Origin of the sequence: Mycobacterium ostraviense (assembly GCF_002705925.1) — a bacterium.
Classification (GTDB): Bacteria; Actinomycetota; Actinomycetes; order Mycobacteriales; family Mycobacteriaceae; genus Mycobacterium; species Mycobacterium ostraviense.
In genome coordinates this window covers 2,704,597-2,729,175 of sequence record NZ_NKRE01000001.1, presented here as the reverse complement: position 1 = coordinate 2,729,175, position 24,579 = coordinate 2,704,597, and the positions used below count along the sequence as shown (strand labels likewise).

At 65.9% G+C, this 24,579-nt stretch carries 22 protein-coding genes; 14 read left to right on the top strand and 8 right to left on the bottom strand.

Annotated features, from left to right (window positions below; all coding sequences use genetic code 11):
- Window positions 1-38 precede the first annotated feature (38 nt).
- The 4 genes from CDN38_RS12430 to CDN38_RS12415 form a co-directional block, all read right to left on the bottom strand.
- Window positions 39-1,574 carry a PE family protein gene (locus CDN38_RS12430; protein ID WP_075512533.1) on the bottom strand — a complete coding sequence of 512 codons (1,536 nt, stop codon included), beginning with the start codon at window positions 1,572-1,574 and terminating at the stop codon, window positions 39-41.
- Window positions 1,575-1,709: 135 nt separating this feature from the next.
- Window positions 1,710-3,194, bottom strand: a complete 1,485-nt coding sequence (locus CDN38_RS12425; RefSeq protein WP_075512532.1) for a PE family protein — start codon at window positions 3,192-3,194, stop codon at window positions 1,710-1,712.
- Between the two features lie 165 nt (window positions 3,195-3,359).
- On the bottom strand, window positions 3,360-4,868 hold the full coding sequence (locus tag CDN38_RS12420) for a PE family protein (RefSeq protein WP_075512531.1): 1,509 nt from the start codon (window positions 4,866-4,868) through the stop codon (window positions 3,360-3,362).
- Between the two features lie 142 nt (window positions 4,869-5,010).
- Window positions 5,011-5,901 carry an alpha/beta hydrolase gene (locus CDN38_RS12415; RefSeq protein ID WP_075512530.1) on the bottom strand — a complete coding sequence of 297 codons (891 nt, stop codon included), beginning with the start codon at window positions 5,899-5,901 and terminating at the stop codon, window positions 5,011-5,013.
- 170 nt (window positions 5,902-6,071) lie between these two features.
- Between CDN38_RS12415 and CDN38_RS12410 the strand changes: the two genes are divergently transcribed.
- Window positions 6,072-7,412, top strand: a complete 1,341-nt coding sequence (locus tag CDN38_RS12410) for an FAD-binding oxidoreductase (protein ID WP_075512595.1) — start codon at window positions 6,072-6,074, stop codon at window positions 7,410-7,412.
- A gap of 24 nt (window positions 7,413-7,436) precedes the next feature.
- Here CDN38_RS12410 and CDN38_RS12405 read toward each other — a convergent pair whose 3' ends face one another.
- Window positions 7,437-7,985 carry a TetR/AcrR family transcriptional regulator gene (locus CDN38_RS12405; protein ID WP_075512529.1) on the bottom strand — a complete coding sequence of 183 codons (549 nt, stop codon included), beginning with the start codon at window positions 7,983-7,985 and terminating at the stop codon, window positions 7,437-7,439.
- A gap of 148 nt (window positions 7,986-8,133) precedes the next feature.
- On the opposite strand from CDN38_RS12405, the gene CDN38_RS12400 reads away from it, so the two are divergent.
- Window positions 8,134-9,015, top strand: coding sequence for an acyl-CoA thioesterase (locus CDN38_RS12400; protein ID WP_075512528.1), 882 nt, complete (start codon window positions 8,134-8,136; stop codon window positions 9,013-9,015).
- A gap of 4 nt (window positions 9,016-9,019) precedes the next feature.
- A complete protein-coding gene (locus CDN38_RS12395) occupies window positions 9,020-9,934 on the top strand; it encodes an LLM class F420-dependent oxidoreductase (protein WP_075512527.1) in 915 nt (304 codons plus the stop codon).
- 14 nt (window positions 9,935-9,948) lie between these two features.
- Here CDN38_RS12395 and CDN38_RS12390 read toward each other — a convergent pair whose 3' ends face one another.
- On the bottom strand, window positions 9,949-10,650 hold the full coding sequence (locus tag CDN38_RS12390; protein WP_075512526.1) for a DUF427 domain-containing protein: 702 nt from the start codon (window positions 10,648-10,650) through the stop codon (window positions 9,949-9,951).
- A gap of 352 nt (window positions 10,651-11,002) precedes the next feature.
- On the opposite strand from CDN38_RS12390, the gene CDN38_RS12385 reads away from it, so the two are divergent.
- Both CDN38_RS12385 and CDN38_RS12380 read left to right on the top strand, forming a co-directional pair.
- Window positions 11,003-11,677, top strand: a complete 675-nt coding sequence (locus CDN38_RS12385; RefSeq protein ID WP_075512525.1) for a CoA transferase — start codon at window positions 11,003-11,005, stop codon at window positions 11,675-11,677.
- A 173-nt stretch (window positions 11,678-11,850) separates the two neighbouring features.
- Window positions 11,851-12,408: a hypothetical protein gene (locus CDN38_RS12380; protein WP_075512524.1), complete on the top strand. Its 558-nt coding sequence runs from the start codon at window positions 11,851-11,853 to the stop codon at window positions 12,406-12,408.
- A gap of 21 nt (window positions 12,409-12,429) precedes the next feature.
- On the opposite strand, the gene CDN38_RS12375 is transcribed toward CDN38_RS12380, so the two are convergent.
- A complete protein-coding gene (locus tag CDN38_RS12375; RefSeq protein WP_075512594.1) occupies window positions 12,430-13,536 on the bottom strand; it encodes an alcohol dehydrogenase catalytic domain-containing protein in 1,107 nt (368 codons plus the stop codon).
- Between the two features lie 14 nt (window positions 13,537-13,550).
- On the opposite strand from CDN38_RS12375, the gene CDN38_RS12370 reads away from it, so the two are divergent.
- Complete coding sequence (locus tag CDN38_RS12370) at window positions 13,551-14,048, top strand: acyl-CoA thioesterase (RefSeq protein ID WP_075512523.1); 498 nt, start codon at window positions 13,551-13,553, stop codon at window positions 14,046-14,048.
- A 90-nt stretch (window positions 14,049-14,138) separates the two neighbouring features.
- Entirely contained in the window at window positions 14,139-14,579 is a 441-nt protein-coding gene (locus CDN38_RS12365; protein ID WP_075512522.1) for an SRPBCC family protein, read from the top strand.
- On the opposite strand, the gene CDN38_RS12360 is transcribed toward CDN38_RS12365, so the two are convergent.
- Window positions 14,576-15,295, bottom strand: a complete 720-nt coding sequence (locus tag CDN38_RS12360; RefSeq protein WP_075512521.1) for a GntR family transcriptional regulator — start codon at window positions 15,293-15,295, stop codon at window positions 14,576-14,578. The genes CDN38_RS12365 and CDN38_RS12360 overlap by 4 nt on opposite strands.
- Before the next feature lie 147 nt (window positions 15,296-15,442).
- Between CDN38_RS12360 and fadD5 the strand changes: the two genes are divergently transcribed.
- The 7 genes from fadD5 (at window position 15,443) to CDN38_RS12325 (ending at window position 24,537) form a co-directional block, all read left to right on the top strand.
- Window positions 15,443-17,092: a fatty-acid--CoA ligase FadD5 gene (gene fadD5 / locus CDN38_RS12355; protein ID WP_075512520.1), complete on the top strand. Its 1,650-nt coding sequence runs from the start codon at window positions 15,443-15,445 to the stop codon at window positions 17,090-17,092.
- Between the two features lie 246 nt (window positions 17,093-17,338).
- Window positions 17,339-18,115, top strand: coding sequence for an MlaE family ABC transporter permease (locus tag CDN38_RS12350; RefSeq protein WP_036395893.1), 777 nt, complete (start codon window positions 17,339-17,341; stop codon window positions 18,113-18,115).
- 1 nt (window position 18,116) lies between these two features.
- Window positions 18,117-18,986, top strand: coding sequence for an MlaE family ABC transporter permease (locus CDN38_RS12345; protein ID WP_075512519.1), 870 nt, complete (start codon window positions 18,117-18,119; stop codon window positions 18,984-18,986).
- 4 nt (window positions 18,987-18,990) lie between these two features.
- Window positions 18,991-20,310: an MCE family protein gene (locus CDN38_RS12340; RefSeq protein WP_075512518.1), complete on the top strand. Its 1,320-nt coding sequence runs from the start codon at window positions 18,991-18,993 to the stop codon at window positions 20,308-20,310.
- Window positions 20,307-21,347: a virulence factor Mce family protein gene (locus tag CDN38_RS12335; RefSeq protein ID WP_075512517.1), complete on the top strand. Its 1,041-nt coding sequence runs from the start codon at window positions 20,307-20,309 to the stop codon at window positions 21,345-21,347. Before CDN38_RS12340 ends, CDN38_RS12335 begins: the two co-directional genes overlap by 4 nt.
- Window positions 21,344-22,933: a virulence factor Mce family protein gene (locus CDN38_RS12330; RefSeq protein WP_099318984.1), complete on the top strand. Its 1,590-nt coding sequence runs from the start codon at window positions 21,344-21,346 to the stop codon at window positions 22,931-22,933. The genes CDN38_RS12335 and CDN38_RS12330 overlap by 4 nt, the downstream gene beginning before the upstream one ends.
- Window positions 22,930-24,537 (top strand): virulence factor Mce family protein, encoded by a 1,608-nt coding sequence (locus CDN38_RS12325; protein ID WP_075512515.1) that lies wholly within the window; start codon window positions 22,930-22,932, stop codon window positions 24,535-24,537. The genes CDN38_RS12330 and CDN38_RS12325 overlap by 4 nt, the downstream gene beginning before the upstream one ends.
- Window positions 24,538-24,579 lie beyond the last annotated feature (42 nt).

Below are 24,579 nucleotides of genomic sequence, written 5' to 3'. Positions count from 1 at the left end.
CGCGCCAGCAGGAGTTCTCCGCTTACACCTGACCTGCGCTACTGGAGCAACGGAACGACTAGCGGAATCAACGGAAGTGCTAAAGGAGTCAGCAGCGGATTGTGGTGGATAGGCGGAATCAAGTTCAGCAGCGGCCCGACGGCGCGAGTAAGCAAAGATATGTCCGTCACGGTTGGCTGGCCCACGTAAAAATTCACGTCGGTGTCCAAGGACGGAAGATATGGGTATTCGTTCGGCAGTGCGGACTGCGGCAATGCGCCTACTTCCACGAGCGAGGCTTGGACACCCTTGACGGTGCCATCGGCCAGTTCTCTGCCGACGACGAAGGGGTCCGGTATGGAAAACAGGCTGGCTGGGGTTACGACATTCGCGTAGTCCTGGCCATTTCCCCAGTCGGAGTAGCCCAAATCGACCAGTACCCGCAGATTGGGTTGGATGAGCTCAGCGAGCGGCTCACCCACAATGGGAATGTCACGAAGCGGGTGGAGCAATGGCAGGTCCTTAGTCATAAACATGTAGTACTGGGTGTTGCCGTTATAGCCCGGAGACGTCGGCAGCGGTACCGCGTCAGCGACGTCGAGGTTTGGATACGTATCGTGTCGCCCGGTGCTCATTAGCGCGTTGAGGTCGGCCAAGAAATTGAGCGGGTAGCGCGGGAAGTCGCTGGCCGGGTCGTATTGGGCGGCGTAAATGGTGGTCGGGTAGGGAGAATCCGGCGGGGTCGCTTCGGTGAATGTTATGTCCAACCAGGGGATGGTAATGCCTGGAAATCGGGTGAAGAAGCCCCCGTTGGGCGTTGCGGGATTACCGGCCAGCACGAACGACAGTTGGCTGGGGTCGGGCCGCATGCCGGGGGGCAGGGCCATGAGGTCGGTGATGACGTTGGTGGAAACCACGGCGCTTTGCGAGAAGCCGAAATTGACGACCTTGTTGCCCGAACCGATCTGAGAGGCGATCGCGGTCTTGAGATCAACCATGCCCTGGGCGACGGACTCGTTGAGTGTCAGGCCACCGAGATTCAGCGTAAGCGGCCACAACTGGGCGGGGTAGCTCACCCCCGCCGCGAGTGCCCCTGTGAAGAAGGGCTGGATGTACGCGTCGTTGATCAGCGATACGTACAGGGGGAAGGGCTCCGGGTCGAAGGTTCCGCCCATGACCAGCGCCACAGTCGAGGCGGCGGGTGCCGCGGCAGCCATCAGTGCCGGTGCGGTGGCGGCGTTGCTGACCGCCGGGGCCAGCAGGCTCTGGACCTGCGCGTTGAGTCCGCCGAGAGCACTGGCCACCGCGGCGGCATTGGCGGCCTCGGCTTGCGCGTAGGTGGTTGCCGCACCGGCCAGCGTCTGGACGAACTCGTCATGAAATGCGGTGGCCTGCGTAAGGGCCGCCTGGAGCTGCTGGCCGTATGTGCCGAAGAGCTTCGCGATCGCCGCCGACACCTCGTCGGCAGCAGCCGCCAGCACATTGGTCGTCGACCCCGCGGCGGCGGCGCCGGCCGCGCTGATCGCCGAACCGATCTGCTCCGCATTCGTAGCCGCCGACACCATCGTTTCGAGCGCAGCGATTAGGTGCGTCATTGCACGTCCTCCCCTGACAATCCGGCGTTTTCCAAGAGGTGACGAGCAAGCTTTTCTTGCACTGGAAAACGGGGGTTTTCACCTGGTCAGCGAGAGTGTGATTTTAGCAAGGCGCAAGCCTCGGCATGGGCGAAATCAATACCACCACGGCGGAATCCATCCCAGATCTTTGGCCGCGGTGCCGAGCGCGCCGGTTAGCAGCGACAGCCCGGTCACGCTCGACTGACCCAGAAAGAAGTTCACGCCCGGGGCCAACGACGGAGCGTACGGATACCCGGTCGGCGTGTAGGACGGCGGTAACCACCCAAGACTCACCATGCTGGCTTGGACTCCCTGCACGGCGCCCTTGGCCAGGTAGTAGCTGACGGCCAGCGGGTTGGGAACGGACAGGAATGAGGCGGGGGTGGGAATGTCTGCATAGCTCAGGCCCGGTCCGTAGTCGGAATAGCCCAAATCGACGAGCACCCGCAGGTCCGGCTGGATCAGTTCGGCAAGGGCGGTCCCCACATAGGGAATCGGACGAATAAGGCTGGTCAGCGGCAAGTTCTGGGTGAGACCGAGGTAGTACTGGGTGTTGCCGTTGTAGCCGGGGGACGTCGGCAGCAGTACCGCGTTGTCAACCTGGTCCGGCGTTAGGCCGACATAGAAATGGGTACCGTCGAAAACGCCGATGATGGCGTTGAGGTCCGCAAGGAGATTGAGCGGGTATTGCGGGAAGTTGGCGGCGCCGTCGTATTGGTTCGAGTAGATGACGGTCGGGTAGGGCGAATCCGGCGGAGTCGCACCGTTGAACAGCACATCCAGGATCGGGAGGTACAGGCCGTTGAAGCGCTGCAGGACCCCGCCGTTGGGGTTGTTCGGGTTACCGGTCAGCACGAAGGCCAGCTCGCTGGGACTCGGCGGAGCGGGTTGGCTCATAAGATTGCGTATTTCGATGGTGGAAATCGTGGCGCTCTGGGAGTAGCCGAACACGACGGCGCCGTTCCCCAGGGTGCTGAGTTGCGTATTGACCGCGTCGCTCAAGATAGCCACACCCTGAGCGACGGACCTGCCGAGGGTCAGGTTGCCGAGATTCAGCGTGATCGGCCAGACCTGCTCCGGCGTGTACAGGACGTTCGACACGGCCCCGGGGAAACGGGGCTGGATGAACAGCGTCTGAGCACCTGTCACGTACATCGCGTCGGGGTACGGGATAGCGGTGCCGCCCATGATGAAGGCCACTTGCGTGGCTGGGCTGGCGATCGAAGTCAGCGGGATGGTGCCACCGGTCCCGGCGTTGGGAAGCAGCGGGCCCAACAGGGAATGGACTTGCGTGTCGAATGCGCTCAGCGCGTTCGCTGCCGCGGCCTCGGCTTGTGCGTAGGCGTTCGCCGCCGCGGCCAGTGCCCGGGTGAACTCGCTGTGAAACTCGGCGGCCAGGGTGACAACAGCCTGATATTCCTGACCGAAGGCGCCGAACAGCGTCGCGACGGCCCTCGACACTTCGTCTTCGGCCGCCGCCAGCAACCCGGTCGTGGGGCCGGCCGCGGCCGCGTTGGCCGCATGGAGCGCCGCCGCGATCACGTCCAGGTCGGTGGCGGCCGTCGCCACCATTTCTGGCGCAGTAAGCAAATACGACATCGCTAAGTCCTTTGCAAACCGGGCGCCTTCCGGTCGAACACGGAGAGGGCCTGCGACTGCGGGTATCAGGTATGAACAGAGGGTAAGGCGGTCCTGCCGGTAAGTCCGGCGATTGCCCGTTTTTGGCCACGCGGACTCGTCCCGATCGGGCCCGGCGCCGTCATCTCACGCGAAGACCGGCGGCGGAATCACATGCAGCAGCGACCCGAGGCCCCCGCTCAGCAGGGACAGCAATGTCACCTCGGGCTGGCCGGTATAGAAATGCAGCCCCGGATTGATGGACGGAATCCACGGATAAGCCTGCGGGAACCACTCCGGGCCCCAGAATCCGGCTTCCACGCCGATTTCCACCACGGCGGCGTAGGGCGCCTGCAAGCTTCCCAAGGCCAGGTAGTAGCCGACGGCAAACGGGTTGGGAATCGAGAACAGCCCGGCCGGGGTCGGAACGTTCGCGTAATTCGGTCCGTAGTCGGCGTAGCCCAGGTCGACGAGCACCCGCAACTGTGGCTGGAACAGGTCGGCGATCGGCGGGCCGGCATAGGGAATGTCGCGAATCGGCTGGACCAGCGGTAGGTCTTGGGTCAGCAGCATGTAGTACTGGGTGTTGCCGGCGTAGCCCGGAGAGGTCGGCAAGGGCACCGCGTTGGCGATCTCGCTGGCCGGGAGCGTCGGATAGGTGTTGTGCACGTAGAAGTAGCCCATGAAGGCGTTGATGTCCGACAAGATGTTGAGCGGATATCGCGGGGCGTTGGCGATGCCGTCGTACTGGGCGGTGTAAATGGTGGTCGCATAAGGACTGTTCGGCGGGGTCGCGCCATTGAACGACACATCCAGGAACGGGATGTAGAAGCCGGGGAAGCGTGACAGCAGTCCGCCGTCGGGCGTATTGGGATTGCCGATCATGACGAACGAGATGTCGCTCGCATGGGGGGAGCCCGCCCCGATGAGCGCGTTGATTTCGTTGTTGACGATGGTGGCGCTCTGCGAATAGCCGAAAGCGATGACCTTATTTCCCAGAGCTATTTGGGCATTGATGGCATTGTTCAGCGCCGTCACACCCTGGGCGACGGATTGGTTGAAGGTCATGTTGCCGAGTTGGGGGGTAACCGGCCAGAACTGCTCGGGTGTGAAGAGCGCCTTCGGGATGGCCCCGGGGAAGAGGTGCTGAATGTATCTGTTGTTGATGAGATTCAGGTAGATGGGGTCGGGGTCGGGGTTTGCGGTGCCGCCCATGATCAGCGCAACCTGGGAGGCCGCGGCCGGAACCGTCGTCAGCGCGTTGGCTCCGCCGGTGCCGACCCCCGCGCTCGTCAACAACGATTGGATCGGTGCGGTGACCGCGGTGCGCGCATTCGACAGAGCCCCGGTCAGAGCCCCGTTCAGCAAAGCCGCGTTGGTGGCCTCGGCCTGGGCGTAGGCACCCGCCGCGGCGGCCAGTGCTCGGGTGAACTCGTGGTGGAACGCGGCAGCCTGCCTGACGACCGCCTGGTACTCCTGCGCGTAGGCATTGAACAGCGCGGCCGTAGCCGCCGAAACCTCGTCACCGGCCGCTGCCAGCAGGTTGGCCGTCGGTCCGGCAGCCACCGCGTTGGCCGCGCCTACCGCCGCGGCGATACCGTCGACTTCGGTCGCGGCAGACGCCAATAGCTCCGGGGCAGCAAACACATGCGACATCTCCCGTCCTTCCCGCCAACGGGCCCCGCCCTGTCCCACCGCAACTAACCGCAACCGCGGGTATTGGGTAATTACCGAGGGTAGAGCGGTCTTGCCGGGAAGTCTGGCGTTTGCCCGTATCGGACGGCATGAAAGCGCGAGGCTAGCAAGCTTTCAGGTGCTGGTCCAGGAATGCGATCTGGTCGGCGACGGCGCGCTCGAACGCGTCGTTGACATAGATGGCGAAATGCCCCTCGGGATACACCTTGACCTCACCGCAGGGAGCTTGGGCGGCGTAACGTAGGGTCGCGCCGGCGGGCGCCACCGAGTCGGTCTCGCACACGCAGAACAGGATGGGGCAGCGGACCTTCGCGGCCAGCCGGCCTGGACGATAGGTGAGGACCCGCAGCGCGATCCGGGCGGCGATCTCGTTGCGCAACTCCACACCCTCGGGTACCAGCTCGAGGTAGCCGTCGTAGGCGTCCGGGGCGGTCATCACCGCAACCTCGCCGGGCTTGCCGACGGTGGGAACGAGCACCGGGGGTCGTCCGGCCGCGGCGCCGACGACGTCGCGCAGCGCCAGCGCGGTGAGGCGCGCGACCGTCACCGGGTTGATCGCGCGGACGGAGGCGACGCCGTCGGTGAACGGGCACTGCGCCACGACGGCGGCGATACCCGGCACCCGGGCTGCCGTGGTGATGACGTGCCCGCCGCCAAACGACGTGCCCCACAAGCCGATTCGGCTCTGGTCGATACCCTCGACGGTGCGCGCATAGGCCACCGCCGCCGTCCAGTCCGCAAGCTGCATACCGATGTCGAGCAGTTGGCGGGGCTCGCCCTCGCTGTCGCCGAAGTTGCGGTAGTCGAACACCAGGCAGGCGTAACCGGCCGCCCTGAACCGCTCGGCGTAGGCGTCCAACCGCATGGTGCGCACCGCACCCAGACCGTGCGCCATGACCAGCAGCGGCGACGGACCGCTGCCGGTGGGGCGGTAGAGCCACGCGCTGATCCGGTCGGCGCCGGAGGTGAAATAGACGTCTTCGCGTTCGGCCACAGCCCCTCCACGCGATGTTCGGAGCCCGCCGGATGATGGACTACGGTCTGGAAACGGTAACAGCATCGCAGCTTGACGGAGGGCAGCCCCATGGCGATTCGCGTCGTCCGCGTCGGCGCCGGAAACGTCCGTCGACTGGCGCTTGACGAGGCTTCGCACGCGCCATGAGCATGCTGCGCGGCCTGACCGCCGCCGTCGGTTCGAGCCACGTCACCACCGATGCCGACGTGCTCGCCGCGCGCAGCGTCGACCACACCGGCCGCTATCGGGGCCGGGCCAGTGCGCTGGTGCGGCCCGGCTGCGCCCAGCAGGTCGCCGAGGTGCTGCGGGTATGCCGGGACGCCGGGGCCTACGTCACCGTGCAAGGCGGTCGCACCTCCCTGGTGGCCGGCACCGTTCCGCAACACGACGACGTACTGCTGTCCACCGAAAGACTCTGTGCGGTAGGCGATGTCGACGTCCTCGAACGCCGTGTCGAGGCGGGCGCCGGGGCCACGCTGGCGGCGGTGCAACACGCCGCGACGGCGGCGGGCCTGGTGTTCGGCGTCGACCTGTCGGCTCGCGATTCCGCGACCGTCGGCGGGATGGCCGCTACCAACGCCGGCGGCCTGCGTACGGTGCGCTACGGCAACATGAGCGAGCAGGTGCTGGGTCTAGACGTGGCACTGCCCGATGGCTCGGTGCTGCACCGGCACAGCCGGGTGCGCCGCGACAACACCGGCTACGACCTGCCGGCGCTGTTCGTCGGCGCCGAAGGCACGTTGGGCGTCATCACCGAGCTGGATCTGCGGCTGCATCCGGCTCCGTCGCATCGGGTGACGGCGGTCTGCGGGTTCGCCGACCTCGACGCGCTGGTCGATGCCGGACGGGTGTTGCGCGACGCGGACGGAATCGCGGCACTGGAATTGATCGACGGCCGCGCCGCCGCGCTGACCCGCGAGCAGCTGGGACTGGCCGCTCCCGTCGAGGGCGACTGGCTGCTGCTGGTGGAGCTGGCAGCCGACCACGATCAGACCGATCGGCTCGCCGGGCTGCTCGGCGAGATGCGGCGCTGCGGCGAGCCGGCCGTAGGCGTGGATAGCGCTGCGCGGCAACGGTTGTGGCGTACCCGGGAAGCGCTGGCCGAGGTGTTGGGCGGCTATGGGCCACCGATGAAGGTCGACGTTTCGCTGCCGTTGCCGGCGATCGGCAGATTTGCCCGGGATGCGGTCAGTCTGGTCCACGCTCACGTTGCCGACGCGCTGCCGGTGCTGTTCGGCCACATCGGTGAGGGCAATCTGCACCTCAACGTGCTGCGGTTGCCGCCGGACCGCGAACCTGCGCTGTATCCGGAGCTGATGGGACTGATCGCCGAGTGCGGCGGCAACGTCAGCTCGGAGCACGGCGTCGGCAGCCGCAAGCGCCGGTACCTGGGGATGTCGCGGGAGCCCGCCGATATCGCCGTCATGCGAACCCTCAAGGCCGCGCTGGACCCGACCGGCTATCTCAACGCGGCGGTGTTGTTCGATTAAAATTAAAGGCCCGGTCGGCAGGTTTCAGTCGGCTCCCTTGATGCCGACGGCATGGCGCAACTGAGCCAGGAACTGGTCGGCGTCGTCGCTTCGAACGATGTAGTGCGAGATCGCGACTCGGATTGCCGTCGCTGCCTTCACCGCGGCATTAGGGCCCGGAAGCAGCCGCTGCAAGCCGTCACGCATCTCGGGTATCACGCCGGACATCTGCGCGATGACCAACTCCGGTTCGACATCGACCATCCGGACACCCGAATAGGAGTACTGGTAGTCGACGATGAAACGCAGTGCGGCATCCAGCCTTTCGACGCCTTTGAGCCCGGCCGTCGCGTCGGCCAGTCCGCTTTCGAAGTTCTGGCGCTCGTAGCGCGAAAATGTGGAGAGCAACTCCTCTTTGGAAGCGAACCAGCGGTAGAGGGTCGGACGCGATACTCCGGCCTGGGCCGCGACCTCCGAGAGGCTGAGCTTGGTCTTGCCGCTGCGGCCGAGCACCTCCGCGGTGGCCGCCAGGATCCGCAGCCGGGTCGAATTGTCGGTCTCGGTCGCAGCTGTTGCCCCAAACGCCTGGCTCATGCCTCAAACTTTACAAAACATCGGCCAAGTGTCACGTGGTTTCGACCGGTGGCCCGCGGACGCGAGGCCACCTGAGAACCTTTACAAACTTGGCTCAAAGTGTCACGCTGGGCCGTGAGTTGGCGTCGCGAGCAAGAGGTGAACGCAGTTGACGACAGATTCTGAACAGGCCCAATGGTCGGTCGATCGGCTGCTCGAGCTCTTCGAGGTACGGCCCCAGGGCACCGATCGGTTCAGTGCCGAAACCGGCATCGCCGGGCAGGACGGCCGGCGGGTGGTGGAGGGCACCCAGGTGCTCGCACAGGCAATCGTCGCCGTCGCCAAGCGATTCCACGGCAAGTCGGTGCGGTCGGCGCACGCGGTGTTTTCCCGCGCCGTCGCGGTCGGTCCGCCGGTCGAGCTGCTCCTCGACGTCGTGCACGAGGGCCGGTCCACCGCCACCGCCGTCGTCTCGGCGCAGCAGGACGGCCGGCGCTGCATCACCATGACGGTCCTGGTCGACGTCCCCACCGGCGACGTGATCCGCCATCACCTGCCGCGGCCCGGCGTCGCGGCGCCCGCGGACGCCAACGCCTCGCAGATGCCGATGATCGGACGCGAGTTGCGACTGGTCGACGTGGTGGACGTCAACAGTCCGGACGAGGTGGGACCGCCCGAGTTGTACGCGTGGCTGCGCTACGACCCCATCCCGGCCCGTGACGACCTGGCCAAGGCGCTGGTTGCGTACTTCACCGGCCACCTGGGCATTTCGACCACCATGCGGGCGCACCCGGGCATCGGTACCAGCCAGGCGCATCTGACCGTGTCCACCGCGCCGATGACGATCTCGGTGGCCTTTCACGAACCGGTGCGCTGGGACGGCTGGTTGCTCTACACCCACGAGAGCACGCAGGTCGGCGCCGGGATGTCGTACGTCCGCGGCACCGTGCACACCGAGGAGGGCGGACTCATCGCCTCCTTTGCCCAGGAGGCGATGATCCGGCCGCTGCGCACCACCGACACGGCGATCGACGCCCGGTCCCGGTTCTAGCGGTATGCGCTTCGCCGTCACCCACCCGATGCACAGTCATCCCTACAATCCGGAGCTGTTGTCCGGGGCGAGTATCGCGGAGATAGCCGCGGCGGCCGAAGACGCCGGCTTTCACGGGTTCGGCTTCACCGACCACCCGGCCCCGTCGCAGCGCTGGCTTCAAGCGGGCGGCCATGACGCGTTGGATCCGTTTGTCGCCATGGGTTTTGCCGCCGCACGGACCACGACGCTGCGCCTGATTCCCAACATCGTGGTGCTGCCGTACCGAAACCCGTTCCTGGTGGCCAAGTCCGGCGCAACGCTGGACCTGCTGTCCGGCGGCCGGTTCACGCTGGCGGTCGGCGTGGGATATCTGAAACGGGAATTCGCGGCACTGGGTGTCGACTACGACGAGCGTGCCGAGCTGTTCGAGGAGGCGCTGCAGGTCATCCGCGCGGTGTGGAGCAGCGATGACATATCTTTTGCGGGAAGGCATTTCACTGCGCGTGGTATCACCGCGCATCCCAGACCGCTGCGTCCGCCGCCGATCTGGATCGGTGGCAACACGCGGGCTGCCCGCCGTCGCGTCGCCCGCTACGGTGACGGCTGGTGCCCGTTCCCCGCCCCTGCGCGGCTGGCCCAGACCGCGGGTACCGCGGCCATCGACTCGGTGGACCGGCTTGCCGACGCTATCGAGGACTTACGGCGCAACTGCGACGCGGCCGGCCGGGACTGGTCGGCAATCGACATCACTTTCACCAACGCCGACGGGGGCAGCCCGGCGAACGACGGCTTCAACGCCGACGCCTACCTGTCCGGGTTGGAAAAGCTTGCAGCCCTTGGCGTTACCTGGGTGCACGTGAGGCTGCCCGGCGACAGCCTCGCTCATGTGCTGGAGAGCATCGAGCGGTTCCGGATTCTGGTGATCGATGCCGACTGACCTTTCGTCGCCGATCACAGCACCCTTGTCGCCCCGAGAACGCGGCCTGGCAGCTCCGCGATGACATCGATGCGGGTATCGTCGAAGCTGAGCAATCCCTTGATGGGCAAGCTTTCCGGAAACGGATCTGGATAACTCCACGCGGCGTCTTCGACGAAGACGTCGTCCAGGACGGCGGACCAGTAGGCCGCGACGCCCTTGTAGTTGCAGTAGCCCGACGTATCCGACTTCCGCAGTAGATCGGTGCGCACCTGCGAAGGTTCCACGTACAGCCGCGGTTCCAGCGACGTCTCGAAAACGATCACCGTGTCGTGGGTGTCCACCAACGCAGTCCCGGCGAGAGAGACGTTGAGGTGACGCGTGGTTGGGCGGCAGTCGATCCGGTGGTACGGATTAGGCGGATAGTGGACGAGTTTGCGGCCCTCCTCCACCCAGGTGTCGACGGCGTCCCACGGCACGCGAACATAGCCGGGGGCTTCGGATTCGGGCTCGGTCGGTAGGTCGCCGACCTCGTCGGACGGGAAAGCGTAGCTGAGCGGGTGATCACGCCGATGTACCAGCAGCGCCCGCTCGGTGTCGATGACCAGCCGCCCATTGCGGAATGCCTGGATCCGGCGCAGATGCGGTTCGATGTAGACGACGTTGGTAGGTATCGGCGGACAGAAGTGTCCGGCCGGGTTCCGGCTGAGGGGACCATGTCCGGCCACCAGACTCATGAGGCTCCTCCCAATTGGGGCATCCGCACCGCGGCCATGGTGACCGCGTCGCCGCGAGCCGGGTACATCGAGGGCGGGGTTGCGGGATCGCTGCTGGCGGACCGCGAACCCCGGCGATGTCATGCTGTCAGGTAAGCGTAAGCGGTGGCCCGCCGGTATCCGCTACGGATTGCCGTTACCCAAGATGTGAGTGGGGTATGACCGGGCGCTGCGGCCGGCTTCCCGTCTCGAGCAGCTGTGCGTACGCGATGCGGAATCGACGTTATGCGCCAACCGCGCCCGGCGCGTGCTGCCGGATACGGGCTTCGGTCCCGCAGAAACTCGGGCGGACGAGCCACGGTAGGAATGAGCCATGGCGGGACCGGTAGCAGGCATCACCGTCGTCGAGCTTGGGGTCTGGGTCGCCGGGCCGGCCACGGCCGCGATCCCGGCCGACTGGGGCGCCGACGTCATCAAGATCGAACCGCCGACCGGTGATCCGGGCCGGATGTTCGGCCGGATGCTGGGATGCGATCTCGGGGTCAACCCGCCTTTCGAAATGGACAACCGTTCCAAGCGCAGCGTCGTGCTGGACCTCACTACCGCTGCCGATCGCCGCACTGCCTTCGAATTACTCAGCGATACAGACGTTTTCGTGACCAATGTGCGCCCCGGCGCGTTGCAACGGCTGGGGCTCGACTTCGATGCGGTGTCCGGCCACAACCCCCGTCTGGTCTACGGGCTGATCACCGGATACGGCGAAACCGGGCCCGACGCCGACCGCGCCGCCTATGACGTGGCGGCGTTCGCCGCCGAACCGGATTTCTTCTGGTCCCCGGTCAACACGCTCGGCGACGTCGTCGCCGACGAGCAGTTCCACGCCGCGGGCGGCATCGTCGAGGTGCCGCACGGGGAATCGAGCGTGCCGATGGTGGCCACGCCGGCGGATTTCCACGGCACGCCATGGGCGCCCCGCTGGACGGCTCCCGCGCTGGGCCAGCACACCGAGGAAGTTCTGGTCGAACTTGCGGCCCGCTGCGGGTCTTGACGGTCCCGGATGCTTTACAAATTTTCGCGAAAGTGTCACGCTGTCGAGTGAGCCGTGTCACCTGATTCGCCGAAACCGGGCCGGTCCCGGTGGGCCATCCGGTGTGGCGGACACCCCTGACAGCCGCGGGAAGCCACCGGTCCGCAGGTGGTCCACGCACGAGGAATGAACCGATGATCACTCCCACTTTCGGCATCAGCGATTACCTGACGACAGCTGCGCACCGAGCGCCGCGGACCGACACGGAGTGTCTGCGCTACCGGCTCGAAGTGGTGGCCACCAGTGCCGTCGACGTGGTGCACGCCGCCGGGGGCTGGTTGTACGACCGGGTGACGGCCGGTTGGGAGGTGACGGTACTGCTGCCGGGGGGCGGCGGCACCCGGCCGTTGCAGATCCTCGGGGCCCGGGCCGCGGATCTGGAGACCGGATTGACCGAGTCGCGCCCATGGGGGCCATCGGGTCAGAGCCTGGCCGTCAGCGCCGGTGCGTTCGCGGCAGACGATCGCGTTCGCGACCGGGTGCTCGAGGCGCTCGAGCACCGGTCGGGCGAGGTGGCGCTGTGGGGTGACGAGTGGCCTTGGGGGCTGAATCGCACGATCAGCCCGGTGCAGCATGTGCTCAGCTCGGCCGCCCGGGCCTTCAAGCGTCAGGCGCTGCAGGCGGCCGGAATCCCCTGCGGCTCAGTCGAGTCGGTCGAGACACTGTTCAGCGATACGCAGTGGTGGGGCTAGTGCCGGCGTGAGCCCACAGAGTCAGAACGTGATGAGCTGGCGGATCGCCGTGCCATCGGCGAGATGATCCATCGCCGCGTTGATGTCGTCCAACCGAATCGTCGAGGACACCAGCGATTCCACCGGTAACCGGCCGGACCGCCACAGCGACACGAACCGGGGAATGTCGCGGCTGGGGACCGCCGAACCGAGGTAACTGCCGATCAGCGACCGGCCTTCGGCGACAAGACCTAACGGCGAGATGCTGATCCGCGCATCCGGGGGCGGCAGCCCGACGGTAACGGTACGGCCGCCCGGGGCGGTCAGTGCGATCGCGGTCTGCAGGGCGCCAGGGTGACCGACGGCCTCGACGACCACGTCCGCTTTCACTCCGGCATCGGTGGCCCGCTGCGGTGTATAGGTATCATGAACGCCGAGTTTCGTTGCAGCGGAAAGCTTTTCGGGTATCTGATCGACACCGATGACGCGGACGTCGGGATAGGTGAGGGCGGTGAGCATCGCTGCCATCCCGACGCCCCCGAGTCCGACGACGGCGACCGACTGTCCCGGTCGCGGGTTACCCACGTTGAGTACCGCGCCCCCGCCGGTCAGCACCGCGCATCCGAGCAGGGCCGCCACCTGCGGCGGCACATCGTCGGGTACCGGGATGGCACTGGCCCGGTTGACCACGGCGTGGGTGGCAAATCCCGAGACACCGAGGTGGTGGTACACCGGGTGGCCTTCCCGGCTGAGTCGGATAGCGCCGCCCAATAATGTTCCGGCCGCGTTGGCCGCGCCGGCCGGCTGGCACGGCGCCATGCCCTCGGTCGCGCATGCCGGACAGTGTTCGCACCGCGGTAGGAACACCAGCACGACTCGCTGGCCGACGGCTACGTCGGCGACCCGGTCACCGACCTGCTCGACGATTCCCGCGGCCTCATGGCCGAGCAACATCGGCACCGGCCGCACCCGGTTGCCGTTGACCACCGACAGATCGGAGTGGCACACGCCGGCGGCCTCGATGCGGACCAGCACCTCGTCGCTGCCGGGCGCTTCCAGATCGAGGTCGGCCACGCCGATAGGCCGCGACTCGACGTACGGGCGTGCCGACCCGATCCGCTCGAGCACTGCGCCGCGGATGTGAAACATGTTGGAATACAACCATGGCTTCGATATCGCCGGACCGATCGGTTCCGTCGGTGCCCGAAACGCCTGCGCCGCAGAACCTCACCAGCGACGACTTCCCGGTGCTGTGGCCGGCGCTCACCCGCTGGGCCGACAACGACATGTTCGGCCACCTCAACAACGCCGTCTACTACCAACTCTTCGACACCGCGATCAACGCCTGGATCAGCACCGGCACCGGCCTCGACCCGCTCACCACCCCTTCGCTGGGCATCGTCGCCGAGTCGGGCTGCCGTTACTTCGCTGAGCTGCATTTCCCGGAAAGCCTGGCGGTGGGCCTGGCAGTCACCCGCCTGGGCCGAAGCAGCGTCACCTACCGGCTCGGCGTGTTCAGAGCCGATACCGACCGGCCGCAGCCGATCACCGCGCTGGGGCACTGGGTGCACGTCTACGTCGACCGGACCAGTCGCAAACCCGTCCCGATCCCCGACGCCATCCGCTCACTGCTGGCGACAGCTTGCGTGCAGCCGGCGTGAAACCCTGCGTGAAATAGGCCGGGCCACACCCGAAATCAGGCCCGAACCGGCGCGGTCAGCGCCCTCTTGCTACCCGGGTATGCTTCGCCAATGCCAGTTTTGAGCAAGACCGTCGAGGTCAGCGCGGACGCCGGGGCGATCATGGGCATCGTCGCCGATATCGAGCGGTACCCGGAATGGAACGAAGGGATCAAGGGCGCCTGGGTGCTGCACCGCTATGACGACGGGCGTCCCAGCCAGGTGCGGCTCGACACCGCCGTCCAAGGCTTCGAAGGCATCTATATCCACGCCGTGTATTACCCGGGCGAGAATCAGATTCAAACGGTCATGCAGCAGGGCGACCTCTTTATCAAGCAGGAACAGTTGTTCAGTGTGGTGGAGACCGGCACCAACAGCTTGCTGACGGTGGACATCGACGTCGAGCCCAGCCTGCCGGTGCCCGCGCCCATGGTGAAAATGCTGCTCAACAACGTCCTCGAGCAGCTCGCCGAGAACCTCAAACAGCGCGCCGAGAACCTGGCCACCGGCTAGGAAGACGGGGCAAACCGGTCGGCTTGGCCGAAGATTCCGTTGCGGTCCAGCGTTTCGGTCAGTCGTCGTGCCGCGTCGGTGAATTGCCAGACGGTGTGCTCGGCAACCGCGGCCGCATCCCGGCGGCGCAGCGCCGCGATCAGCCGGCGGTGATTGTCCACGGTGGCCGCGCCCCAGCGCGGATCCGCGGCAAACACCTGCGCCGGCATGTAGCGGGCGGCGTTCAATAAGAACCAGGCCAGCTTGATTCGGTGGCTGGCCTGGTTGAAGACGCGATGGAACGAGAACTCGAGCGTCGCGATGGTCTCGGCGTCACCGGACCCGACGGCGGCGGCCAGCCCGTCGTTGATGCGGGTCAGCTCGTCGATCTCGACATCGGTGATCCGGGCGGTTGCCGCGGCGGCAAGCTCCCTGGCAATGGTGGCCTGCAGCCAGAAGATGTCGTCGATGTCCTGCCTGGTCAGCGGCAATACCACGTGACCACGGTGCGGCTCCAGCTGCACCATGCCCTCACCGCGTAGCTTCAGCAGGGCCTCACGAACCGGGGTGATGCTGACCCCGAGTTCGGCCGCGGTCTCGTCGAGGCGGATGAACGTGCCCGGACGCAGCGTCCCCGACATGATCGCCGCCCGCAGATGGCCGGCCACCTCGTCGGACAACTGCGCCCTGCGCAGTGGCCGCCGGCTTCGCGGCCGGGCGGATAGCGGAGCGTTCATGCGGCCTGCCAGGACTTTCGGGGGCTTGGCGGGACTTTGCAGGTCTTGTTTTAGGGCCACTGGGCCCGTTAATGTGACCCAGATAACACCATGTTTTATCAAATATCAGCATGACGCAAGCGGTGCAGGAGTGAAGGGATCGCACAGTTGACCGCGCAACTGGCCAGTCATCTGAGCCAGGCCGCAGCCGGCCTGGAGCAGCCCTATCTGGCCCGGCGGCAAAACTGGGTCAACCAGCTCGAGCGGCATGCCCTGATGCAGCCCGAGGCGACCGCGCTCCGCTTTCTAGGTCACACCGTGACGTGGTCTGACCTGCACTATCGGGTCACCGCGCTGGCCGGCGCCCTGAGCCGTCGAGGGGTCGGCTTCGGCGACCGGGTGATGATCCTGATGCTCAACCGCACCGAGTTCATCGAGTCGGTGCTGGCGGCCAACATGCTCGGGGCCATCGCGGTGCCACTGAATTTCCGGCTCACCCCGACGGAGATCGCCTTGCTGGTAGCGGACTGCGCACCGCGGGTGCTGATCACCGAGTCGGTGCTGGCACCGGTGGCCACCGGTGTCCGCGCCATCCGGCCGATGGTGGACACGATCGTGGTGGCCGGCGGCGCATCCGACGACACCGTGCTGAGCTATGACGATCTGATCAGCGAAACCGGGAACCCGCCCGCACCGGTCGACATCCCCAACGACTCGCCGGCCCTGATCATGTACACCTCGGGGACCACCGGCCGGCCGAAGGGTGCGGTGCTGACGCACGCCAATCTCACCGGGCAGGCGATAACCGCGCTGTACACCAGCGGCGCCAACATCAGCAGCGACGTCGGTTTCATCGGTGTCCCGCTGTTCCACATCGCCGGGATCGGCAACATGCTGACCGGGATGTTGCTCGGTGTCACCACAGTGCTCTACCCGCTGGGCGCGTTCGATCCCGGTCAACTGCTCGACGTGCTGGCCGCAGAGCGGGTCACCGGCATCTTTCTGGTGCCCGCGCAATGGCAGGCGGTGTGCGCCGAGCAGCAGGCAAGGCCGCGCAACCTGAAACTGCGGGTGATGTCATGGGGGGCCGCACCGGCGCCGGACGCGTTGCTGCGGCAGATGTCGGAGGTCTTTCCCGGAACGCAGATTCTGGCCGCGTTCGGCCAGACCGAGATGTCGCCGGTCACCTGCATGCTGCTCGGCGAAGACGCGATCCGCAAGCGCGGCTCGGTCGGCAAGGTGATTCCTACGGTCGCCGCCCACGTGGTCGACGATCAGATGAACGACGTCCCGGTCGGTGAGGTGGGTGAAATCGTCTACCGCGCACCGACATTGATGAGCTGCTATTGGAACAATCCGGAGGCCACCGCGGAAGCGTTCGCCGGCGGCTGGTTTCATTCCGGGGATCTCGTTCGGATGGACTCCGACGGCTACGTCTGGGTGGTCGACCGCAAGAAGGACATGATCATCTCCGGCGGCGAGAACATCTACTGCGCCGAGGTGGAAAACGCTCTGGCCGGCCACCCTGGTATCGCCGAAGTCGCGGTGGTCGGCCGGGCCGACGAAAAGTGGGGCGAGGTGCCGGTTGCCATCGCGGCTGTAACGGACGCCCCCCTCCGGATCGAAGACCTAACTGAGTACCTGACCGAGCGGCTCGCGCGCTACAAGCACCCGAAGGCGCTCGAGATCGTCGAGGCGCTGCCCCGCAACCCTGCCGGTAAGGTGCTCAAAACCGAATTGCGGTTGCGCTACGGAGCTCGGAAGAGCTTCGAAAATCGTTCTGTGCCAATGCATTCAACGCTAAGAGAGGACGACTGACAGGACCTTTGCGGGTTGCCCGCTGTTGACGAAGGGTTAATTGTGAGGATGCGGTTCACACGCCGACGGCCATCAGGTACATTCCTGTGGTCTCCGTTACTACCTGCAGGTAGGGAGCCGACGGTCACACACCTAGGGATGGGGCAAGGAGGAAGGCGTGCGACATGATCGGCCGTTACGCCGCAACCCGAGCGGTCCCATGGTGAGGAGGCGACAGTGACGACGACCTCGACGCGTCCGCACCTGATGGGCTATCTGCGGGACCAGTTGGAAACGCCCCTCACACTCGTCGGCGGATTCTTTCGAATGTGTGTGTTGACCGGAAAGGCGCTGTTTCGACGGCCGTTCCAATGGCGCGAGTTCATCCTGCAGTGCTGGTTCATCATGCGGGTCGCGCTGCTGCCGGCCATCTTGGTCTCGGTGCCGTTCACCGTCCTGCTGATCTTCACGCTCAACGTGCTGCTGGCCCAGTTCGGTGCCGCCGACCTCTCCGGTGCCGGCGCGGCGATCGGGGCCGTCACCCAGCTCGGCCCGCAGGTCACGGTGCTGGTGGTGGCCGGCGCCGGGTCGACAGCCATCTGCGCCGATCTGGGTGCCCGCACCATCCGTGAGGAGATCGACGCGATGGAGGTGCTGGGCATTGACCCCATCCACCGGCTCGTCGTTCCCCGGGTCATTGCCGCGACGCTCATCGCCACGTTGCTCAACGCCCTGGTGATCACCGTCGGGCTGGTGGGCGGTTATCTGTTCGGTGTTTATCTGCAAAACGTGTCGGGCGGGGCTTACCTGGCCACGCTCACCACCATTACCGGCCTGCCCGAGGTCGTCATCGCAATGGTCAAGGCGGCGACGTTCGGGCTGATCGCCGGGCTGGTCGGCTGCTATCGCGGGTTGACCGTCCGCGGTGGCTCCAAGGGTTTGGGTACCGCTGTCAACGAGACCGTCGTGCTCTGCGTGGTCGCGCTTTTCGCGGTCAACGTGGTGCTGACCACGGTCGGCGTCCGGTTCGGGACGGGGCACTGACATGGCGACTTCTGCGGTATTACGCGCCCGATTCCCCAGGGCCACCGCCAATCTGAACCGATATGGCGGGGCGGCGGTCCGCGGGCTGGACACCACCGGCCGGCTGGCGTGGTTCGCGCTGGTCAGCATCGGGAACGTCCCGTTCGCGCTGAGCCGCTATCGCAAGGAGACGCTGCGGCTGATCGCTCAGATCGGAATGGGCACCGGTGCGATGGCCGTCGTCGGCGGCACCGCCGCGATCGTCGGTTTCGTCACGTTGTCCGGCAGTTCGCTGGTCGCCATCCAGGGCTTCGCGTCGCTGGGGAACATCGGCGTGGAGGCGTTCACCGGCTTTTTCGCCGCGCTGATCAACGTCCGCATCGCCGCGCCGGTGGTCACCGGTGTGGCCATGGCGGCAACGGTCGGCGCCGGTGCCACCGCCGAGCTGGGCGCGATGCGGATCAGCGAAGAGATCGACGCCCTGGAAGTGATGGGCATCAAGTCGATCTGCTTCCTGGCGACCACCCGGATCCTGGCAGGGCTGACGGTGATCATCCCGCTTTATGCGATGGCGATGATCATGGCGTTCCTGTCCCCGCAGATCACCACGACGGTCCTCTACGGCCAGTCGACCGGCACCTACGAGCACTACTTCCGGACGTTCCTGCGCCCCGACGACGTCTTCTGGTCGTTTCTGGAGGCGATCATCATCACCGCGGTGGTGATGGTCAGTCACTGCTACTACGGGTACAGCGCGGGCGGCGGCCCCGTCGGTGTCGGCGAGGCCGTCGGCCGATCGATGCGTTTCTCGCTGGTCTCGATACCCGTGGTCGTCTTGTCCGCCGCGTTGGCGCTCTACGGCGTCGACCCCAACTTCGCACTGACGGTGTAGCGCCATGACGATGCCGGCGAAGGTCAACAAGGTCAGCGACCCGCCGTACAAGACGGCGGGTATGGCCTTTGTGGTGATCGCGCTTGTCATATTCGTGTTGGTGTACCTGCAGTTTCGTGGCGATTTCACCCCGAAGGTCAAGCTGACGATGTTTTCCGATCGAGCCGGCCTGGTGATGGATCCCGGCTCGAAGGTCACCTACAACGGCGTGCAGATCGGCCGGGTCGACAGCATCTCGGAGATCACGCGCGACGGCAAACCGGCCGCCAAGTTCGTCTTGAACGTCAATCCGAAGTACCTCTCGCTGGTACCGGAGAACGTCAATGCGCAAATCAAGGCGACCACGGTGTTCGGCGGCAAGTATGTGTCGCTGACGACGCCGCGAGACGACCGCGGCAACGTCATCTCGAAGGGGCACCTCACCGCCAAGAGCGTCATCAATGCCGTCGGGGTGACGACCGAGATCAATACCTTGTTCCAGACCATCACCTCGATTGCCGAGAAGGTGGACCCGGTCAAGCTCAACCTGACGCTCAGCGCGGCCGCGCAGGCGCTGACCGGATTGGGCGATCGCTTCGGACAATCGATCGTCAACGCCAACGCGATCCTCGACGACGTCAACCCGCGCATGCCGCAGGCGCGCCGCGACATTCAGCAGTTGGCGGCGCTGGGCGACGTCTACGCCAACGCATCGCCGGATTTGTTCGACTTCCTTGACAATTCGGTGCCCACGGCGCGCACGATCAACCAGCATCAGCGCGAATTGGATGCCGCTTTGCTGGCGGCGGTCGGGTTCGGCAACACCGGCGCGGACGTCTTTGGCCGGGGTGGCCCGTATCTGGCGCGTGGCGCCGCCGACCTGGTGCCCAGTGCTCAGTTGTTGGACACCTACAGCCCGGAGCTGTACTGCACGCTGCGCAACTATCACGACATCGAGCCCAAGGCCACCACGTTCCTCGGCGGCAACGGCTATTCGCTGGCCACGCACAGCGAGCTGCTGTCCGGGTTGGGCTTGATGCTGAATCCGACGTCGATGGTGCCGCTGCTGCTGTCACAGATCGGCGGGCTGGCCGCCGGGGTGGTCGGCGGGGCACCGAATCCCTACATGTATCCGGAAAACCTGCCGCGGGTCAACGCACATGGCGGCCCCGGCGGTGCGCCGGGCTGCTGGCAGCAGATCACCCACGATTTCTGGCCAGCACCCGAGTTGGTGATGGACACCGGCAACAGCATCGCTCCCTATAACCACCTGGAGACCGGTTCGCCCTACGCGATCGAATACGTCTGGGGCCGTCAAGTAGGGGACAACACGATCAACCCATGAAAATCACCGGTACTGCAATAAAACTCGGCGCCTTCGCACTGGTGCTGGTGCTGTTCAGCGTGATGATCGTCATCGTTTTCGGTCAGATCCGCTTCGACCGCACCTACGGCTACTCCGCTGAGTTCAGCAACGTCAGCGGGCTCCGGGCCGGACAATTCGTCCGCGCCTCGGGGGTGGAGATCGGCAAGGTCAAAAACGTGTCGCTGGTGGACGGCGGGAAACGGGTCCGGGTGGATTTCGACGTCGACCGCTCGATACCCCTTTACCAATCGACGACGGCGCAGATCCGTTACCTCGACCTGATCGGCAATCGTTACCTGGAGCTCAAGCGCGGTGACGGCGAGGGCAGTGACCGGGTCATGCGGTCGGGTGGGTTCATTCCGTTGTCACGCACCTCGCCGGCGCTCGACCTCGACGCACTGATCGGCGGTTTCAAGCCGGTGTTTCGGGCGCTGGACCCGGACAAGGTCAACACCATCGCATCGGCGCTGATCACCGTGTTTCAGGGCCAGGGCGGCACCATCAACGACATCCTCGACCAGACCGCGCAGCTGACCTCACAGATCGCCGAACGCGACCAGGCGATCGGCGAGGTGGTGAAGAACTTGAACACCGTGCTGGACACCACGGTTCGCCATCGCAAGGACTTCGATCAGACGGTCAACAACCTGGAGGTGCTGATCACCGGGTTGAAGGACCACCGTACCCAGTTGGCGGACGGCATCGTGCACATCAGCAACGCCGCCGGAACCGTGGCCGATCTGCTGGCCGAGGACCGCGCACTGCTGCACAAGACCGTCAACTACCTCGATGCCGTCCAGCAGCCGCTCATCGACCAGCGTCAGGAGTTGAACGACTTCCTGCATAAGGTCCCGACCGCGCTGAACATGATCGGGCGCACCATCGGGTCCTACGGGGACTTCGTGAACTTCTACTCTTGCGACATCAGCCTCAGAATCAATGGGCTGCAGCCCGGCGGGCCGGTGCGCACGGTCCGGCTCTTCACCCAGCCGACGGGTAGGTGCACGCCACAATGAGAACGCTGGAACCTCCCAATCGGCTTCGTATCGGCCTCATGGGCATCGTGGTGATGATCATCGTCGTCGCCGTCGGCCAGAGCTTCACCAGCGTCCCCATGTTGTTCGCACGGCCGAGCTACTACGGGCAGTTCACCGACTCCGGCGGTCTCAACAAGGGCGACAAGGTACGCATCGCCGGCATGGATGTCGGCAAGGTCGAGGCCCTGTCGATCGACGGTGACCACATCAAGATCAAGTTCTCGGTCGGCACCAACGTCATCGGCACCGAAAGCCGGCTGGCGATCCGAACCGACACCATCCTCGGCAAGAAGGTCCTCGAGATCGAGGCGCGCGGCAACCAGCCGCTGCGCCCGGGGGGCACGTTGCCATTAGGCCAGAGCACCACTCCGTACCAGATTTACGACGCCTTCTTCGACGTCACCAAGGCGGCCACCGGCTGGGACATCGACACGGTCAAGCAGTCGCTGCATGTGTTGTCGCAGACCATCGACCAGACCTACCCGCATCTGAGCGCCACCCTCGACGGTGTGGCCAAGTTCTCCGACACCATCGGCAAGCGCGACGAGGAGATCAAGCACCTGCTTGCGCAGGCCAACCAGGTGGCCAGCATCCTCGGGGACCGCAGCCAGCAGGTGGACCGGCTGTTGGTCAACGCCAAGACGTTGATCGCCGCGTTCAACGAACGCGGACGCGCCATCGACGCACTACTGGCCAATGTCGCGGCGTTCTCGGCCCAGGTGCAGGGGCTGATCAACGACAACCCGAACCTCAACCATGTGCTCGAGCAGCTGCGTCAGGTCAGCGACATCCTGGTTGAACGCAAAGACGATCTAGCGAACGGGCTGCTGATGGTCGGCGGATTCCTCCCGTCGCTGAACGAGTCGATCGCGTCGGGACCGTTCTTCAAAGTGGTTATCCACAACCTGGTTCCGGGGCAGATTCTGCAGCCCTTCATCGACGCCGCGTTCAAGAAGCGTGGCCTGGACCCGGAGAACTTCTGGCGCAGTGCCGGGTTGCCGGAATTCCGCTGGCCCGACCCCAACGGCACCCGGTTCCCCAATGGCGCGCCGCCGCCGGCGCCGGGTGTGCTGGAGGGCACGCCCGAGCACCCGGGGCCGGCCGTGCCGCCCGGTTCACCGTGCTCGTACACGCCGGCCAATCCCGGCGGCAATGTCACCGTCGGCGACGAGGGGCTGCCGCGGCCCTGGAACCCGCTGCCTTGTGCGGGAGCGCTTCTCGGCCCATTCGGCGGTCCGAACTTCCCGGCGCCGCTGGACGTCGAGGCGTCCCCGCCGAACCCGAACGGCCTGCCCCCGACGCCGGGCATCCCGATCGCGGGGCGGCCGGGCGACCCGCCGCCTGACGTTCCGGGCACCCCGGTGCCGCTGCCGCCGAACGCACCGCCGGGTGCGCGAACCGAGCAACTGGCGCCGGCCGGCCCGACACCGCCGCCGTCGACGTTCGCGCCGGGGCTACCACCGGGTCCGCCCGCGCCGCCCGGGCCGGGGCCGCAGCTGCCCGACCCCTACATCAACCCAGGAGGCACCGGAGGTAGCGGTGTGACTGGAGGGAGCCAGAATTGAGCACCGTCTTTGACATCCGCAATCTGCGGCTTCCGAGGATGACGCGGGCGACGGTGATCGTCGGAACGCTGGTCGTGGTGTTGGCTCTGGTGGCAGCGTTTGTCGGCTGGCGGCTTTACCAGAAGCTGACCAACAACACCGTGGTTGCCTATTTCCCTGCCGCAAATGCGCTGTACCCCGGTGACAAGGTCCAGATCATGGGCCTGCAAGTGGGCAAGATCGACAGCATCGAAGCGGCCGGCGACAAGATGAAGGTCACCTTCCACTATCAGAACCAGTACAAGGTGCCGGCCAACGCCTCGGCGGTGATCCTCAACCCGACGCTGGTGGCGTCGCGCTCGATCCAACTGGAGCCGCCGTACAGAGGCGGCCCGGTGCTTGCCGACAACGCGGTAATCCCGATCGAGCGCACCCAGGTGCCGGTGGAGTGGGACGAGCTGCGCAACAGCATCACCAACATCATCGACAAGCTCGGCCCCACCGAGCAGCAGCCCAAGGGGCCGTTCGGTGAGGTCCTCGAATCGTTCGCGTACGGATTCGCCGGCAAGGGCAAGCAATTCAACACCACGCTGGACAACCTGTCGCGGGCGCTGACCGCGCTCAACGAAGGCCGTGGCGACTTCTTCGCGGTGGTCCGCAGCTTGGCGCTGTTCGTCAACGCGCTGCACCAGGACGACGCGCAATTCGTGGCGTTGAACCAGAACCTGGCCGACCTCACCGGCCGGCTGGTCAGCTCCGACCAAGCCCTTTCCAATGCCTTACAACAGTTCGACAGCTTGCTGACGACGATCCGGCCGTTCCTCGACAAGAACCGCGAGGTGTTGACTCATGACGTCAACAACCTGGCCGAGGCGACCAACACGCTGCTGCAACCCGAGCCGCTGAACGGCTTGGAGACCGCCTTGCACGTGCTGCCGACGGCGGCGTCGAACGTCAACCAGATCTACCATCCGTCGCACGGATCCGTCGTGGCCATTCCGGAGATCACATCCTTTGCGAACCCGATGCAATTCGTCTGCAGTTCGATTCAGGCCGCCAGCCGGCTCGGCTATCAGGAGTCCGCTGAGCTGTGTGCGCAGTATCTGGCGCCGATCCTGGATGCGATCAAGTTCAACTACTTCCCGTTCGGGGTGAACTTCTTCAGCACCGCCGAGGTGCTGCCCAAGCAGGTCGCCTACTCCGAGCCGCGGCTGCAGCCGCCGAACGGGTACAAGGACACGACCGTCCCGGGGATCTGGGTGCCGGATACTCCGTTGTCGCACCGCAACACCCAGCCGGGCTGGATTGTCGCCCCAGGTATGCAGGGGCAGCAGGTAGGGCCGATCACGGCGGGCCTGATGACCCCCGAGTCGCTGGCCGAACTCATGGGAGGCCCGGACATCCCGCCCGTCCAGTCCACCTTGCAGACGCCACCCGGACCGCCGAACGCGTATGACGAGTACCCGGTATTGCCGCCGATCGGTTTGCAGGCCCCGGTACCGATCCAGCCGCCGCCGCCCGCCCCGGGGGTGGTCCCGGGTCCGGTTGCCCCGACGCCCGGTCCAGCCCGGGCACCCGCGCCGGTAGGCGCTCCACTTCCCGCTGAGGCAGGAGGGGGTCAGTGAGCGGCGCGATGAGCGCGGTACGCGCGAAGAGCAAGCCGAGCC

What these genes read in the sequence shown, in the direction of transcription:
- CDN38_RS12430 (WP_075512533.1), bottom strand. Translation starts at nt 1,574, where the DNA reads ATGACGCACCTAATCGCTGCGCTCGAAACGATGGTGTCGGCGGCTACG.
- CDN38_RS12425 (WP_075512532.1), bottom strand. Translation starts at nt 3,194, where the DNA reads ATGTCGTATTTGCTTACTGCGCCAGAAATGGTGGCGACGGCCGCCACC.
- CDN38_RS12420 (WP_075512531.1), bottom strand. Translation starts at nt 4,868, where the DNA reads ATGTCGCATGTGTTTGCTGCCCCGGAGCTATTGGCGTCTGCCGCGACC.
- CDN38_RS12410 (WP_075512595.1), top strand. Translation starts at nt 6,072, where the DNA reads ATGCTGCGCGGCCTGACCGCCGCCGTCGGTTCGAGCCACGTCACCACC.
- CDN38_RS12405 (WP_075512529.1), bottom strand. Translation starts at nt 7,985, where the DNA reads ATGAGCCAGGCGTTTGGGGCAACAGCTGCGACCGAGACCGACAATTCG.
- CDN38_RS12395 (WP_075512527.1), top strand. Translation starts at nt 9,020, where the DNA reads ATGCGCTTCGCCGTCACCCACCCGATGCACAGTCATCCCTACAATCCG.
- CDN38_RS12390 (WP_075512526.1), bottom strand. Translation starts at nt 10,650, where the DNA reads ATGAGTCTGGTGGCCGGACATGGTCCCCTCAGCCGGAACCCGGCCGGA.
- CDN38_RS12385 (WP_075512525.1), top strand. Translation starts at nt 11,003, where the DNA reads ATGGCGGGACCGGTAGCAGGCATCACCGTCGTCGAGCTTGGGGTCTGG.
- CDN38_RS12380 (WP_075512524.1), top strand. Translation starts at nt 11,851, where the DNA reads ATGATCACTCCCACTTTCGGCATCAGCGATTACCTGACGACAGCTGCG.
- CDN38_RS12375 (WP_075512594.1), bottom strand. Translation starts at nt 13,536, where the DNA reads ATGTTTCACATCCGCGGCGCAGTGCTCGAGCGGATCGGGTCGGCACGC.
- CDN38_RS12370 (WP_075512523.1), top strand. Translation starts at nt 13,551, where the DNA reads ATGGCTTCGATATCGCCGGACCGATCGGTTCCGTCGGTGCCCGAAACG.
- CDN38_RS12365 (WP_075512522.1), top strand. Translation starts at nt 14,139, where the DNA reads ATGCCAGTTTTGAGCAAGACCGTCGAGGTCAGCGCGGACGCCGGGGCG.
- CDN38_RS12360 (WP_075512521.1), bottom strand. Translation starts at nt 15,295, where the DNA reads ATGAACGCTCCGCTATCCGCCCGGCCGCGAAGCCGGCGGCCACTGCGC.
- CDN38_RS12350 (WP_036395893.1), top strand. Translation starts at nt 17,339, where the DNA reads ATGGGCTATCTGCGGGACCAGTTGGAAACGCCCCTCACACTCGTCGGC.
- CDN38_RS12345 (WP_075512519.1), top strand. Translation starts at nt 18,117, where the DNA reads ATGGCGACTTCTGCGGTATTACGCGCCCGATTCCCCAGGGCCACCGCC.
- CDN38_RS12340 (WP_075512518.1), top strand. Translation starts at nt 18,991, where the DNA reads ATGACGATGCCGGCGAAGGTCAACAAGGTCAGCGACCCGCCGTACAAG.
- CDN38_RS12335 (WP_075512517.1), top strand. Translation starts at nt 20,307, where the DNA reads ATGAAAATCACCGGTACTGCAATAAAACTCGGCGCCTTCGCACTGGTG.
- CDN38_RS12330 (WP_099318984.1), top strand. Translation starts at nt 21,344, where the DNA reads ATGAGAACGCTGGAACCTCCCAATCGGCTTCGTATCGGCCTCATGGGC.